This window comes from Myroides sp. NP-2 (assembly GCF_014145665.1).
GTDB lineage: Bacteria > Bacteroidota > Bacteroidia > Flavobacteriales > Flavobacteriaceae > Flavobacterium.
Genome location: NZ_JACHTD010000002.1, coordinates 85,772 through 101,134, shown reverse-complemented (window position 1 = coordinate 101,134; position 15,363 = coordinate 85,772). Strand labels below are relative to the sequence as shown.

General features: G+C 38.4%; 16 protein-coding genes. All 16 read right to left on the bottom strand.

Going from position 1 to position 15,363, the window contains the following annotated elements; translation table 11 throughout:
- Nucleotides 1-618: 618 nt before the first annotated feature.
- The 16 genes from H4K35_RS02890 to H4K35_RS02815 all read right to left on the bottom strand — a co-directional run bounded on the left by H4K35_RS02890 (nucleotide 619) and on the right by H4K35_RS02815 (nucleotide 15,350).
- Complete coding sequence (locus H4K35_RS02890; protein WP_182625886.1) at nucleotides 619-2,004, bottom strand: NADH-quinone oxidoreductase subunit N; 1,386 nt, start codon at nucleotides 2,002-2,004, stop codon at nucleotides 619-621.
- Between the two features lie 50 nt (nucleotides 2,005-2,054).
- Complete coding sequence (locus H4K35_RS02885; protein ID WP_182625885.1) at nucleotides 2,055-3,488, bottom strand: NuoM family protein; 1,434 nt, start codon at nucleotides 3,486-3,488, stop codon at nucleotides 2,055-2,057.
- A gap of 9 nt (nucleotides 3,489-3,497) precedes the next feature.
- Nucleotides 3,498-5,384, bottom strand: coding sequence for an NADH-quinone oxidoreductase subunit L (gene nuoL / locus H4K35_RS02880; RefSeq protein WP_182625884.1), 1,887 nt, complete (start codon nucleotides 5,382-5,384; stop codon nucleotides 3,498-3,500).
- Between the two features lie 6 nt (nucleotides 5,385-5,390).
- Complete coding sequence (gene nuoK, locus H4K35_RS02875; RefSeq protein WP_182625883.1) at nucleotides 5,391-5,711, bottom strand: NADH-quinone oxidoreductase subunit NuoK; 321 nt, start codon at nucleotides 5,709-5,711, stop codon at nucleotides 5,391-5,393.
- 2 nt (nucleotides 5,712-5,713) lie between these two features.
- Nucleotides 5,714-6,229, bottom strand: a complete 516-nt coding sequence (locus H4K35_RS02870) for an NADH-quinone oxidoreductase subunit J (protein ID WP_182625882.1) — start codon at nucleotides 6,227-6,229, stop codon at nucleotides 5,714-5,716.
- A gap of 2 nt (nucleotides 6,230-6,231) precedes the next feature.
- The gene (locus H4K35_RS02865; RefSeq protein ID WP_182625881.1) at nucleotides 6,232-6,780 is read right to left on the bottom strand and encodes an NADH-quinone oxidoreductase subunit I; all 549 of its coding nucleotides are present in this window, start codon (nucleotides 6,778-6,780) and stop codon (nucleotides 6,232-6,234) included.
- Nucleotides 6,781-6,786: 6 nt separating this feature from the next.
- Entirely contained in the window at nucleotides 6,787-7,818 is a 1,032-nt protein-coding gene (nuoH, locus tag H4K35_RS02860) for an NADH-quinone oxidoreductase subunit NuoH (protein WP_182625880.1), read from the bottom strand.
- Between the two features lie 11 nt (nucleotides 7,819-7,829).
- Nucleotides 7,830-8,855 (bottom strand): 2Fe-2S iron-sulfur cluster-binding protein, encoded by a 1,026-nt coding sequence (locus H4K35_RS02855; protein WP_182625879.1) that lies wholly within the window; start codon nucleotides 8,853-8,855, stop codon nucleotides 7,830-7,832.
- A 34-nt stretch (nucleotides 8,856-8,889) separates the two neighbouring features.
- Nucleotides 8,890-10,248 carry an NADH-quinone oxidoreductase subunit NuoF gene (gene nuoF / locus H4K35_RS02850; protein ID WP_182625878.1) on the bottom strand — a complete coding sequence of 453 codons (1,359 nt, stop codon included), beginning with the start codon at nucleotides 10,246-10,248 and terminating at the stop codon, nucleotides 8,890-8,892.
- A 4-nt stretch (nucleotides 10,249-10,252) separates the two neighbouring features.
- Nucleotides 10,253-10,783: an NAD(P)H-dependent oxidoreductase subunit E gene (nuoE, locus tag H4K35_RS02845; protein ID WP_182625877.1), complete on the bottom strand. Its 531-nt coding sequence runs from the start codon at nucleotides 10,781-10,783 to the stop codon at nucleotides 10,253-10,255.
- 3 nt (nucleotides 10,784-10,786) lie between these two features.
- Nucleotides 10,787-12,022 (bottom strand): NADH-quinone oxidoreductase subunit D, encoded by a 1,236-nt coding sequence (locus H4K35_RS02840; protein ID WP_182625876.1) that lies wholly within the window; start codon nucleotides 12,020-12,022, stop codon nucleotides 10,787-10,789.
- A gap of 25 nt (nucleotides 12,023-12,047) precedes the next feature.
- Nucleotides 12,048-12,569 (bottom strand): NADH-quinone oxidoreductase subunit C, encoded by a 522-nt coding sequence (locus H4K35_RS02835; protein ID WP_182625875.1) that lies wholly within the window; start codon nucleotides 12,567-12,569, stop codon nucleotides 12,048-12,050.
- Nucleotides 12,570-12,571: 2 nt separating this feature from the next.
- Complete coding sequence (locus H4K35_RS02830) at nucleotides 12,572-13,126, bottom strand: NADH-quinone oxidoreductase subunit B (protein ID WP_182625874.1); 555 nt, start codon at nucleotides 13,124-13,126, stop codon at nucleotides 12,572-12,574.
- A 12-nt stretch (nucleotides 13,127-13,138) separates the two neighbouring features.
- Nucleotides 13,139-13,504 carry an NADH-quinone oxidoreductase subunit A gene (locus tag H4K35_RS02825; protein ID WP_182625873.1) on the bottom strand — a complete coding sequence of 122 codons (366 nt, stop codon included), beginning with the start codon at nucleotides 13,502-13,504 and terminating at the stop codon, nucleotides 13,139-13,141.
- 208 nt (nucleotides 13,505-13,712) lie between these two features.
- Nucleotides 13,713-13,913, bottom strand: a complete 201-nt coding sequence (locus tag H4K35_RS02820) for a cold-shock protein (RefSeq protein WP_182625872.1) — start codon at nucleotides 13,911-13,913, stop codon at nucleotides 13,713-13,715.
- A gap of 147 nt (nucleotides 13,914-14,060) precedes the next feature.
- Complete coding sequence (locus tag H4K35_RS02815) at nucleotides 14,061-15,350, bottom strand: hypothetical protein (RefSeq protein WP_182625871.1); 1,290 nt, start codon at nucleotides 15,348-15,350, stop codon at nucleotides 14,061-14,063.
- Nucleotides 15,351-15,363 lie beyond the last annotated feature (13 nt).

Here is a 15,363-nt window from a genome sequence, read left to right as displayed (position 1 = left end):
CAATCCTTCTACTAGCTAATTTGTTGGTTGTTTCAAATTAGTAAGGGTGTGAACTAGTTCGAGTACGTCTTTTACATCATCCGTATTAAGGGAGAATTCATCATCTTGTTCTGTACAGTGGTGTAAATAGTAGTAGAAAAGTGCTGTTATACTTTTGGCATACGATTCAAAGTTGGGGTTGTGGTTATACAATTGCTAGATAAGGGAAAGGTTGTGTGAATCATTTTCTGAAATTAGAAGGTGTAACGTTTTTGTACTCATAATTTTCGATTTAGGTCATGGACCAGTTCCAAAGGGAATGCCGAAACGATTGAGATATTGAGCAAGTTCTTTTTCCTCTCAAGCAAACGCCGTGGAGCTAGTGTATTAGTAATTTTTAAAATTGTTTTTTGGTGTAGAAAAATAAGTTATTTTAGTGAAATTATTGTGTTTAATTAACTGAAAATATGAGTGTTATTTGTTTTGTTAATGAGATTGGTGGTCTTTGTTTGATTCTTTGATTATTGGGTTTGTCTTACTGTTCTTTCTCAACCTTTACTTTACACCATAAAAAAAGACCAAGTTTCTGGAAGAATACTTGGCCTTTCGGTAATTTATTGAATTGTTATTTATTTGTTCTTAGTTGAATAGTCCCAACAATAAGGAAGGGAATAAACCAAAGACTACAACGGCAGCTACTGCGATTAGGCCTACAATCTTGTATGATAAAGGCACTAGAATAGCTGTAGGTTCTGCTTGTTCTTCCTCTTGATTTTTCCCAAACATCAAGATGATAATTTTCAAGTAGTAATAGATACTGATGAATGAGTTAATTACCCCGAAGATCACTAGGGTAATGAATCCGTTTTTCACTGCTTCTGTGAACAAGAAGAATTTTCCGAAGAAACCAGCGAAGATTGGAATCCCTCCCATAGATAATAACGCAACAGCTAAGATAACCGCTAAAAGGGGGTTAGATTTGCCTAATCCTTTGAAGTTATTGATGTGTTCGTTATCTTTTCCTTTGGTTACAATAGTCAATACTGTAAAAGCAGCGATACCTGCAAAAGCGTAAGACGTTGCATAGTAGAATAGATTAGGCGTTGCACTGCCTAAGGCTGTTAGGGCCATCATCATAAAACCAGCATGTGAAATACCTGAATAGGCCAATAATCGTTTCATATTATCTTGGCGCAAGGCCATGATATTACCCACGGTCATCGTTAAGATCGCGATAATGACGATTGCTGTAGTATAATGGGATGGCATTTGGTGTAATAGGTTGATTGATACTTTGTAAAGGGTAGCAACAGCTGTTACTTTCACCAAAGTACTCATCATAGCTGTAGTAATATTTGGCGCTCCTTGGTACACGTCTGGTGCCCAGAAGTGAAACGGAACTGCCGCTATTTTGAATAACATTCCGATCACCACCATGGTTACCCCAAGTGCATACCATACAGGCATTGGATTCGATGTAGTTAATTTGGCAATTTGAGCCAAGTCAAAAGAGCCTGTTGCTCCGTAGATTAAGGCGATTCCAAACAGAACGACACCCGATGCAAATGAGCCCAACAAGAAGTACTTCATGGCTGATTCGTTACTCTTTATGTTGGTACGGTCAGATCCACAAAGGATGTATAGGGTGATAGAAAGGATTTCTAATCCCACGAAAAACATCGCCATATTTCCGAAGCTCACCATGGAAATTGCACCCATGAGCAAGAATAATTTTAAAGAAATATAGTCTGATATTTTAGAAAATTGCGTTTGATAGAAGTCTTTACTCAGGGCTACTAACAAAATAGTTAGGGCAATAAATAAAGAAGAAAAGGCACTAGAAAATTTAGTGGTCACGATCATATTGTTGTAATGGGCCTCCACCACATCAATATTACAAAGTGTGTAACCCAAAATTCCCAGTAGTCCTACAAGGGTTACAGGGATGATTAATTTTCTCAAATTAATGATCTCTGCTAGTAGAACGATAACCGCTAATACGCCAACTGCTATTAATGTATTCATCTTTTATATTTTGGAATTATGGCTTCAGAATAAGCTGAATCTCAATTTTGTTATTTAATATAGGAAACGATTTCAACCAAACTTGGTGTAATTAAATCGGTAATTGGCTTAGGGTAAACACCGAGGAAAATTACGGTGATTACCAAAATTCCCAAGACAATCTTCTCGTTTAGGGTTACCTCTTTAAAAACTTTGGCATTCGTTTCACCTAGCATAGATCGTTGGAACATGCGCAACATATAGAATGCGCCGAAAATAATACTTGTTCCTCCGATGATCGCGTACCAAATATTGATTTGCGATAGTCCGTATAACAAGCTGAATTCACCAATGAAACTAAATGTTCCTGGCAAACCAATGGAAGCGAATAACAAAATCATAAACAAAGAAGCGAATTGTGGCGCTTGTTGGCGAATTCCTCCCATTTCATTGATGGCTCTTGTTTCGAATCTATTGTACATAATTTCTGCTACATAGAATAAACCTACGATGACAAAACCGTGTGCTAACATTTGATAAACTGCTCCTAATAATCCGTCTAAGGTTAGGGTATAAGCCCCTGCAGCGATTAGTCCAACGTGTGCAAGGGAAGAATATGCGAAGAAACGCTTGATATTCGCCTGTTTTAACGCAACAATAGATCCGTATACAACACCTATTAGACACAATACTAATATCGTAGGCATTAAGTCTTTCGCAGCTGATGGTGCGATAGGCAATTGCCAACGAATGATAGAGTATAGTCCCATTTTCAACATAATACCCGATAAAAGCATGGTTCCAACAGTTGGTGCTTTTTCATAGGTTGACGCCTGCCAAGTATGGAAAGGGAATACGGGAATTTTAATTGCATAGGCTAAAAAGAAGGCAAGGAAAATCCAGTACTGTTCGTTGCTTGTTAAGCTTACGTTGTATAAGTCTGCAAGTAAGAAACTACCCGCTTTTTGGTATAGGTAGATAAACCCAACCAACATGAAAAGTGACCCGGCAAAGGTGTAAATAAAGAATTTAAAAATTGCTTTTTTACGTGCTTCGAAGGTGTCGTTCCCCCATAGTAAAGCGATAAAGTAGATTGGAATTAATGATAACTCCCAGAATATATAGTATAAAAATCCATCTGCAGCTAAAAATGTTCCCGTCATTGCAAATGACATAAACAGCACTAAACCGTAGAATAGATTCGATTTTTCAATGTGATTGCCAAATGAAGACAACAGGATTAAAGGGGTCAGCATGGTTGTTAATAAAACAAGTGCTAAAGACAGCCCATCTGCTTTTAAAGCAAAGTGAATAGAAGGATTCGCAATCCATTGCGTAGTGAAACCTGTATTTACTCCTGAATTGTGTTGGCAAATTAATGCAATTGTTTCCACAAATGCGACTAACCCGAATAGCAAAGCAATTTTAGGGGCAAGTGTTTTATTTGCTACAAACGTAGCAAATGCTCCAACTAATAACGTTATTAATAATATAGTTACGTTCATCTCTCTAAATTATCTTGCAATGAATAAATAATACAACATCAAACAGATTCCGAATACAAAGGCGAATAAGTACAATCCGATATTTCCGTTTTGTGCCTTTTTCCCTTGTAGAGACAACCCGTCTGCTATTTTTCCTAATCCGTAAATGGCTTCTGACAACACGACTTCAACAACGTCTCTAAAGAAAACAGAAAGGGTGTAAATTGGTTTTACAATTACTTTCATATAGATTTCGTCTATGTAGTATTTGTTGTATAAAACTTTGTGGAATCCTGTCATTTGTTCATCTGCAGGAGGAAGATCACCTTTTTTGATGTATTTGCTGTATGCAATGAATAGACCAATACAAGCACCGATAACGGCAATAGCCATTAAGATGTATTCGGTTGTACCCAACACATGTGGATGAGCATTGGCACTATTTACAATAATCGGTTCTAAATAGCTTGTCAACCAGCTATTTCCAGGTAAGCTAATAACTCCACCTACCACTGACAATATAGCCAAGATCCAAAGTGGAACTGTGATGGCTGCAGGACTTTCGTGTAAGTGATTTTTTTGTTCTTGTGTTCCTCTAAAGTTTTTGAAGAAAGTCAAGTACAACAATCTAAACATATAGAAAGCCGTCATAATTGAAGCAAGTGATCCGATAACATATAAGACCGGATTGTGGCTAAAAGCGGTTAGTAAGATTTCATCCTTAGAGAAGAAGCCAGAGAAAGGAGGGAACCCTGATATGGCAATAGTTGCCAATAGGAAGGTTGCATAAGTAGCGGGCATAAATTTCTTTAAGCCTCCCATATTTCTCATGTCTTGTTCACCGCCCATAGCGTGGATAACAGATCCAGAGCCTAAGAATAAACAAGCTTTAAAGAATGCGTGTGTTACAACGTGGAACACTGCGATTTCATATGCACCAAATCCAACGGCCATAAACATTAATCCCAATTGAGATACTGTTGAATAAGCCAATACTTTTTTGATGTCTGTTTGCACTAAACCAATAGAAGCAGCGAACAATGATGTTACAGCTCCAACGATAGCGATAATATTTTGTATGTGTGGCGCAAGGTCAAACACAAAGTTTAAGCGGGTGATTAAGAAGATACCTGCTGTCACCATGGTTGCCGCGTGTATTAACGCAGAAACAGGTGTTGGTCCTGCCATCGCATCAGGTAACCAAGTGTACAATGGAATTTGCGCACTTTTTCCTACAGCTCCAATAAATAAAGCTAAAGCAGCCCAACCAATCCACATGTTGATTTGGTGGTTCGTTCCCTGCATTAACGCCTCTTTAATGGTCATATAATCTAACGATTGGAATAAGAAAGCCAAAATAAATACACCTACTAAAAAGCCCAAATCCCCTATGCGGTTCATGATAAATGCTTTTTTAGCAGCGTCGTTATACGACTGGTTTTTATGCCAAAAGCCGATTAGTAAATAGGAACACAATCCAACACCTTCCCATCCGATGAATGTGATCAATAAGTTACTTCCGGTAACTAATACGATCATAAAGAAGATGAATAGATTCAAATAAGCGAAAAACTTCGCATAGTTTTCGTCATTTTTCATGTAGTTGGTCGAATACCAGTGAATTAAGGTACCGATCCCCGTTACAAATAGCAACCACAAAAGCGATAGTTGATCGAGTAAAAAGCCAAAAGTAACGTTGAAGTTAGCCAAGGCCATCCATTCGAACAATTCTATTTCAATGGGCTGTTTGCTATTGTTTACTTGGATAAAAGCCAATAACGAAATGATAAAAGAAATTAAAACTGCTACAGTTGCGATAACTCCTGAACCATTACCTAATTTCTTTCCAAAGAAAACATTAACCAAAGTCCCGAGTAAAGGGACTAATAATAAAAGTAAAATTACGTTTGTATCCATAAGGAATTATCCTTTTAAGTTCTTTAATTTATCAATGTCAATTGCGCCAATATTTCTGTAGATCGATACAAGGATAGCTAATCCCACAGCAACTTCTGCTGCGGCAACCGCCATTGTAAAGAAAACAAAAACTTGTCCTTGTGCGTCTTGGTGATAGGTTGAAAACGCGACTAACAACATATTCGCTGAGTTCAACATGATTTCAATGCACATAAACATCACAATTGCGTTTCTTCTATATAATATTCCAAACACTCCAAGACAGAATAATATAATAGATAAGTAGATGTATTTATCAATACCGATGATTTCAATTACATTTTCCATAATTATACTGCTTTTTCAGATTTGTCTTTTTTAGAAATCAATACGGCTCCAATCATTGCCAGTAAAAGTAATACTGCAATCATCTCGAAAGGAACTACATATTCATTCAATAATACTTTTCCTAACACGTGAACCGATTGAAAATCTTGTCCGTGGTTAGCATATTGTAATTCGTACGCTTGATTTCCTCTTAAAGTGATCGATAGCAACAGTAATCCTACTAAACAGAAGGCAATTGTTGCGGTTACTTTAGAGATGAGTGGTTTTGAAACTTCGTGGCTGATATTTAAGTTCATTAACATGATGGTAAATAACATTAAAATCATAATTGCGCCAGAGTAAACCATAATGTGGATCATACCTAAAAACTGAGAGTTAAGGAGGATGTAATGACCCGCTATTGAGAAGAAACTAACAACTAACCACAAGGCACTGTGAATAGGGTTTTTACTCAACAACGTTAACGCTGCACTTCCGAGGGTAATTGTCGAAAGGATATAAAATAAAATCTCTACCATAATTACGCTTGATTCTGTTTGTTCGTATTAGCAATAGCAGCCTCTAAAGGCATAACCAATTTATCTTTTCCGTAGATAAAGTTTTCGCGTGTAACATCTGCTTTGGTGATCGCGCCAGATTTAGTTAAGTAAATCGCTTGTTTCGGACAAGACTCTTCACATAGCCCACAGAAGATACAGCGCAGCATATTGATCTCGTAGATCTCTGCATACTTTTCTTCGCGGTATAAGTGTTTTTCTTCTGGTTTGCGTTCTGCGGCCTTCATGGTGATGGCCTCTGCAGGACAAGATAAAGCACATAAACCACAAGCGGTACAGCGCTCCCTTCCTTCATCGTCGCGCATTAAGGTATGTCTACCACGGTAAACTGGGCTAAATGGACGCGTTTGTTCAGGATAAGAAATTGTCACCTTTTTCTTAAACATGTGTTTTAAGGTAACCATCATTCCTTTGAAAATCGCAACCAAGTAGATGCGCTCACTCCAAGTCAGTTTCTTGTTAGAAACCATCTTCTTTCTTCCTGATAAAGAATATGTATTAGTTGATGACATGTTTAATTAGTTTAATAGTAAGATTACAACAGCTGTAACGATTAAGTTCAATAATGCCAATGGGATTAAGGTTTTCCATCCTAAGTTCATCAATTGGTCATAACGGAAACGCGGTAAAGTCCAACGCACCCACATATAGACAAAAATGAAGAAACAGATTTTCGTAAACAGAGCGATAATACCCAATACGTTGGCTATATTTACGCCCCAGTTTTCAACTGCCCAAGCCATTCCTGGATAGTTATAGGCTCCAAAGAATAGCACAGAGATAATAGCTGATGAAATAAACAAGTTTGCATATTCAGCAAATAAATAGAATCCCATTTTCATAGAGGAATACTCTGTGTGGAATCCACCGATTAGCTCTTGTTCACATTCAGCTAAGTCAAAAGGTGCTCTATTGGTTTCTGCAAAAGAACAGATTAAGAAAATTAAAAACCCGATCGGTTGATAAAATACGTTCCAGTTCATTCCACTTTGTTGCAGGGCAATTTCTCTCATGCTCATACTTTGCGTGAGTAACAACAAAGAGATAAGGGAAAGTCCCATAGCAATTTCGTATGAAATCATTTGAGAAGCGGCACGAATACCACTCATCAACGAGTATTTATTGTTGGATGCCCAGGCTCCAATCATAATTCCATAAACTCCTACAGAAAGAACAGCAAGTACATATAAGATACCTACGTTGAGATCTGCGGCTTGCAGAATAATTTCTCTGCCAAATAGTACAAATTTATCGCCCCACGGCAGAACAGCACTAGTCATTAAAGCCAGTGTCATCGCCAAGAAAGGACCAAATTTGAATAAGAATCGGTTAGGTGTTGTTGGCTCGTATTCTTCTTTAGCGAATAGTTTTAAACCATCGGCTAAAGGTTGTAAAACCCCTCCTTTACCTGCACGGTTTGGACCTAAACGATCTTGTATCCACGCTGCGATTTTTCGCTCAGCTAGCGTAGCATACATCGCCATAAGCATTGTAATTGCGAATACAACTACAATAATAACTGCTTTATCTATAATAATAGCTTTATCCATTTTTTACCGTTTTATTCTTTAGATTCTTCGTTCGTCAAAGGGATAGCTTTCATACTGATCTTCTTGCGATCTTGCTCGCGTCCTTCTAAAATGTGTTTTTCTGTTTTAATCACTACATGATCTAATTTCTTGGTGTAGTTATTTTGATTGATAACAGAGAATTTTTCGAATTTGCGCGGGCCTTCAATTACCCAGTCACTTGTTTCTTTGTGGTCAAATCGACACGAGTTACAGATAAATTCTTCTACTTCGTGGAATTCGTCTTTGCGAGCTGTTACACGTTGAATTTCTTCTCCAAACATCCACAAGGTTACTTTTCCTGAACATGTCGGACAGTTTCGGTGCGCATTGTACGGTTTGTTGAACCACACACGCGATTTGAAACGGAAGGTTTTGTCTGTTAAAGCACCAACAGGACATACGTCAATCATATTTCCAGAGAATTCGTTGTCGATAGCTGCTGAAATATACGTCGAAATTTGCGCGTGTTCCCCTCTACCACATACACCGTGAACGCGTTCGTCAGTTAATTGTTCTGCCGTTTTTACACAGCGGTAACAAAGGATACAGCGATTCATGTGTAATTGGATCTTGTCTCCAATATTCTCCGGTTCAAACGTTCTCTTTTCTTCTTGATATCTTTTTTGTTCCTTTCCGTGTTGGAATGCCAAGTTTTGTAAATCACATTCTCCCGCTTGATCACACACAGGGCAATCTAAAGGGTGATTAATCAAAAGAAATTCAGTTACTGCTTTTCTCGCTTCTAAAACTCTTGGCGAAGAGATGCTTTTTACTTCCATACCATCCATAACCCCTGTTTTACAAGAGGCCATTAGTTTAGGCATCGGACGGGGATCTGCTTCGCTACCTTTGGAAACTTCTACCAAACAAGCTCTACATTTTCCTCCTGTTCCCTCTAGTTTTGAGTAATAGCACATTGCTGGTGGAACAGATTCCCCACCAATCATTCTTGCTGCTTGTAGAATGGATGTTCCTGGTTCTACTTCTATTTCATGTCCGTCTATAGTAACTTTCATAAATTGTGCTTTTTAGCTAAAAAATTAGCGTGAATTATTTATTAATCAAGTGTTTTACGCTCGCGAAAGGTTCTTGTACAAAGTGGTTTCTGTCTTTTACCTTTTCTGGGAATAAAACGTGATATTCAAACTCCTCTCTAAAATGTCTAATAGCAGCAGCTACTGGCCAAGCCGCAGCATCTCCTAATGGACAAATGGTGTTTCCTTCAATATTGCTTTGGATGTTCCACAACAAGTCAATGTCTTCCATTGTTCCTTGCCCTGTTTCTATTCTGTGCAATACCTTTTCCATCCAACCCGTTCCCTCGCGACAAGGCGAACATTGTCCACAACTTTCGTGTGCGTAGAAACGAGCAAAGTTCCAGGTGTTTCTTACGATACAAGCGGTATCATTGTACACGATGAAACCTCCAGAACCCAACATAGATCCCGATTCAAAACCGCCCTCAGACAAAGATTCATACGTCATTAAACGATCTTCACCTGTTGCAGTTTTATATATTAAGTGAGCAGGTAAAATCGGCACAGAAGACCCGCCAGGAATCAAAGCCTTGATTGGTCTATCGTCCATCATACCTCCACAGTATTCGTCCGAATTGATAAATTCCTCTACCGTAATTCCCATTTCAATTTCGTATACTCCGGGTTTTCTGATATGACCTGAAGCCGAAATCAATTTAGTTCCCGTTGAACGACCTAAGCCAATCTTCGCATAATCGTCTCCTGAATGGTTGACAATCCATGGAATATTAGCAATTGATTCTACGTTGTTTACGACTGTAGGATTTCCCCATAAACCACTAACTGCAGGGAAAGGAGGTTTGATGCGTGGATTTCCTCTTTTTCCTTCTAATGATTCGATTAAGGCTGTTTCTTCTCCGCAGATATACGCTCCTGCACCACAGTGTACGTGTAGATCTAAAGAGTAGTCAGTGCCAAGAATATTTTTCCCCAACCAACCTGCAGCATATGCTTCCTTGATTGCGCGTTCTAAGGTTTTAAATACCCACATATACTCCCCGCGAATATAGATGTAAGACAAGTTTGCACCTAAAGCATAACTCGCGGTAATCATTCCCTCAATTAATAAGTGAGGAATGTACTCCATCAGGTATCTATCTTTGAAGGTACCTGGTTCGGATTCATCGGCGTTGCACACCAAGTGTCTTGGTTTGCCTGATTTTTTGTCGATGAAACTCCATTTTAAACCAACAGGGAATCCAGCACCTCCACGACCTCTTAATCCCGATGCTTTTACTTGTTCTGTAATGTCATCAGGAGCCATTGTTTTAAGTGCTTTCTCCACCGAAGCATACCCGCCATTTTGACGATATACCTCGTATGATTTTATCCCTGGGATATTTATTTTGTCTAATAATATTTTTGTCGCCATATTACTATTTGTCGTGAAGAATTACTTTTCCTGCTTTACAATCATCAATGATTTGGTCTATCTTTTCTGCTGTTAAGTGTTCTTTATAAAAGTCGCCAAGCTGCATCATAGGAGCATAGCCACAAGCGCCTAAACATTGAACACCAACCACTGAAAATAACCCATCAGGTGTTGTTTCTCCTGGTTTAATACCTAATTTTTCACAAGCGTATTCCATCATATCGTCTGCACCTCTAATGCCACAGCAAGAAGTTAAACAGAACTCAAAGGTGTACTTACCCATTGGTTTTTGGTTGTACATCGTGTAGAATGTAACTACTTCATATACCTCGATCGATGAAATTTCTAATATCTCCGCTACTTTGTCCATCAATTCCACACTGATCCAGTTGTCATGCGCATCTTGTACTGCGTGTAACACAGGTAAAAGGGCTGATTTCTTTTTGTCAGCAGGGTAGTGGCTCAACAATTCGTCAATGCGTTGTTGAAGTTCGGGTGTGATAGTTATGTTTTGTTTGTATTTCTTCGTTTCCATGATTTAAGCGTCTAATTCTCCTGCAATGATGTTTAAACTTGATAAAGTAATGATCGCATCTGATAACATACCTCCTTTTACGATGTCATTGTACGCCTGGTAAATGATGAAACAAGGTCTTCTGAAATGCAATCGATACGGGGTTCTACTGCCGTCTGTAATTAAGTAGAAACCTAGTTCTCCATTTCCTCCTTCTACACATTGGTACAATTCAGTTACGGGAACGGGAACTTCTCCCATTACAATTTTGAAGTGATAGATTAGGGCTTCCATGTTGGTATATACATCTTCTTTAGGAGGAAGATAGTATTCTGGTACGTCAGCGTGGAAAGGACCTTCCGGCATTTTATCCATGGCTTGACGAATAATTTTCAAACTTTCCCATACCTCGGCATTGCGGACGCAAAAACGATCGTAACAGTCACCCGAAGTTCCCACAGGAATATCAAATTCAAAGTCTTCATATGAACAATATGGCGTTGCTACACGCACGTCATAATCTACACCAGCAGCACGTAAGTTTGGACCTGTAAATCCGAAGTTAATTGCCTCTTCTGCTGAGATTCCACCCACGCCAACAGTACGATCCATGAAGATTCTGTTGCGTGTCAATAAGCCTTCGAATTCGCTCCAAATGGCAGGGAATTCAGCTAAAAACTCCTCTATTTTTTGAAAAACTGCAGGGCTCCAATCTCTCTCGAAACCGCCGATTCTACCCATATTGGTTGTCAATCGTGCACCTGAAATTTCCTCGTATATTTCGTAAATCTTTTCTCTGTATTGGAATACGTATAAGAAACCAGTTAAAGCTCCTGTGTCTACCCCCATTACTGAACTACAAATGATGTGGTCTGCAATACGCGCTAATTCCATGATGATCACGCGCATATACTGTACGCGTTTTGGAATCTCTATGCCTAATGCTTTTTCAACTGTTAACCACCAAGCCGTATTGTTGATTGGCGATGAACAGTAGTTCAAACGGTCCGTTAAGACGTTTATTTGATAGAATGGGCGGTTTTCGGCAATCTTTTCAAAAGCACGGTGAATATAACCCACTGTTCCTTCTCCATCTAATACCTTTTCCCCATCTAACAAAATAATATTTTGAAAGATACCATGCGTTGCAGGGTGCGTAGGACCTAAATTCAAGATCTGTAACTCTGTACCATCTTCTTTTAGTTTTTCCTCTATGAGCTTCGCGTATCTTTGTTCTGGCGGTAATAATAAATCTGACATAATACTAAATCTTTATCAGTTGTTATTAACAATTGTGAATCGTTCTACCAAAGAATCGATCGTCTTTGTCTGTTCTTCCTTCATCTTCCATTGGAAATTCTTTGCGCAGTGGGAAAGATTCCATTTCATCCATGTTTAAAATGCGTTTTAACTGGGGATGGTTCTTGAATTTGATGCCGTAAAAATCATAGGTTTCCCTTTCTTGCCAGTTTGCTGATTTAAATAAATCAGTCACTGAATCAACAGTTGGATTTTTGCTGCTCAAAAAAGTTTTGAAGCGAATTCGAATATTGTCCATCCAGTTGTGCATGTGATACACCACGGCAAATTGACGATCTTCTTCTGAATCTGGGTAGTGAACCCCACAAACATCGGTTAGAAAGTTGAAATTCATTTGGTCATTTTCTTTCAAAAACTCAACAACGGCGTGAAGCGTTTCAGGCGCGACTTCAAAAATAAGCATCTCATGCTGCTCGTGAAATTCTTTAACCGATAAACCAAATTGGTCGATTAAAGCCTTTTGAATGATTTGATTATCTAATGCCATATCTATTTACTTTCTATGTTATAAGATTTTAATAACTCATCGTATTCTTTTGTACCTCGTCTGTAGATCGATTCTGCTTTTACAATTTCGTGTAAACGCATCACACCATCTAATATTTGCTCCGGTCTAGGCGGGCATCCTGGTACGTACACATCTACGGGAATCACTTTGTCGATGCCTTGTAGCACAGAGTACGTGTCAAAAATTCCTCCCGAAGAGGCACAAGCACCAACGGCAATTACCCATTTAGGCTCTGCCATTTGTTCGTATACTTGACGTAAGATTGGAGCCATTTTTTTAGAAATTGTCCCCATAACCATCAACATATCCGCTTGTCTAGGAGAGAAACTCATACGCTCTGATCCAAAACGCGCAATGTCGTAGGTTGCAGCCATCGTCGCCATAAATTCAATACCACAACATGAAGTTGCAAAAGGTAAAGGCCACATCGAGTTAGAACGTGCCAAACCAACTACTTCACTTAATTTCGTAGCAAAAAAACCTTCTCCCACATATCCTTCAGGAGCTTCTACTGTTTTATATTTTTTATCGCTCATCTTCCTAGTTTTTTAATCCCATTCGAGACCTTTCTTTTTAAATTCATATAATAGTCCAACTAATAACAGGAACAAGAAAATTCCCATTTTAGCAAATCCATCCCATCCCAATTCTTGAAAGTTCATCGCCCAAGGATAAAGGAATACCACTTCAACATCAAATAAAACAAAGAGAATAGCGACTAAGAAATATTTTACGTTAAAAGGAATACGTGCGCTTCCCAATGATTCTAGTCCACATTCCCAAGTACTATCCTTGATTTTTGATTTTTTTCTAGGGCCTAGTTTACCTGAAACCCATATCGTCACTGCTACAAATCCCGCAGCCAGTGCGATTTGCATTAAAATTGGTATAAAATCGAGTTGACTTGATTGCATAAGTACAAGTTTTATGTTAGAATACAACATACAAATATAGAGCCCTAGATCGTCTTAACAAAGCTTTAGAACTCTTGGTGTTGGGCTAAATGTTTAATATAACCCAATATGTATTTAGATTAATTATAAATAGTATGTTAGCGCATAAAAAAAGCTACCTAACGCGAGTTAGGTAGCTTTACTGTAACGGAAAATTATATATATTTTCTTAATCTTCTATCACTTGTACATTAGTGGCAATAAGCCCTTTTTTACCTTGTTCCTCTTCGTAAGAAACGCGGTTACCTTGTTCTACGTTCTTTGTTTTTAAACCAGTGATGTGAACAAAGATGTCTTGTTTAGTAGCTTCATTTGTAATGAAACCAAATCCTTTGTCTTCGTTGAAGAATTTAATTACGCCTGTGTGCATTTTAAAAAAATAAAAATATTAGAACTCCAAATATATAGTTTTTTTAGTGGCTAAAGGGATTGAATTTGAATTTTTTACTAAAAATTATTCTCACTTGGTTTTTTTTTATTTTTTATGGGGACAACCCTACTTAATTGTAGGGTGTTTTTATAATGTTTTTACTTTTTGTAAATAATTGTTGATATAGGAACTATTGAATTCTCTGAGGAATAAATAGCCTTGGTTGGTTGCTGCATCTGTAATTTGCCTACTGAGGCAGTAGGTTTTGTTCTTCCATTTTAGCAGTACATTCAGGTCGATGAATTCTTCGAAAGTAGGATCAATGGCTATGAGTTGTGCTGTTTCACCACGAAGTTCGATGGTGCCCACACCTGAGTAGCGTTGATTCACCCCTTGGTTGTTGGACATGCGCAACCTCCAATTTAATTTGTTGTCCTCGACAATTTGCGGTTTCGTTCCAGCGTAGACGGTCATACTATATGTATTCCCTTCATAAGATAAGTCTTGTAGGCTGTAATAATGATCATAAATAGAAGGGTCAAGGGTGGTTTGGGGGTCAAGTTGTTTGGCCTTTTTAGTCCCTACATAATAGGTGGAGTAGAGCTTGGTTTGATCGTCTTTCTTATAGGCTCTGGTAACGCTAAAGGTGGCATAGTATTGTCCATCCCAGTAGGTAATGCTGTATAGTTTTATCATTGGGGTATGGATAGCATGGACAATTTTCTGCATCTCTTCAAAAGATACATCCCCTTTGGTTGCGCCTGGCAAGTGAAAGAGCTTTTTGGGGTCTGTAAAAGTCGGGACATAATACTTACTATGTGCAACGGAGAGTGAATCTGTGTGCTCCTTTATGTCTAAGAACAGGCCAAGGTCCATTTTGTTGTCAAAGACCAAAAGTTGATTGTTGGGCAAAGCGGTTGATGCAATAAACGGAATGTTGCTCATTAATGAATCGTGTAGGAGGACTTGTGCTTTTTTGTTCTGATCCCTAAAAAAAGCTTGTCGATCTTCTGCGTTTTTGAGTTTTATTTGTATGTCTTGCCTGTCTCCGAAAATGGCAGCATTCAGGTCTTTGAAGTATATGCCTGAACGACCGGCTAAGAATTTAGTAAAAACACTAGCGTCGTAATATATGTGGTAATTTAATGTTGCTAAATCACCCAATGCTTTTTTTGCATACGCGATATTGTCCGTAACGATGTTAACCGCATAAGGTTTGTTTGTTGGTATGTCTTTGAGATAGCTGTAGAGGAGGGGGATGCAATTGTTGCAATCGTTGACAGTGAGTAATAAAGTGAGACTTTCGTCTTCTCCTTCCGCTGCTTGACCTTTTAAATCAAGATGGGCCTGAAGGTATTGATCAATCGCTGCATAGTCCTGAGCACATAAATAATAAGGGAAAAGAAAGAGTAGGCTATAAAGGAATAGGTTTTTCATGATAGTAAAAGTT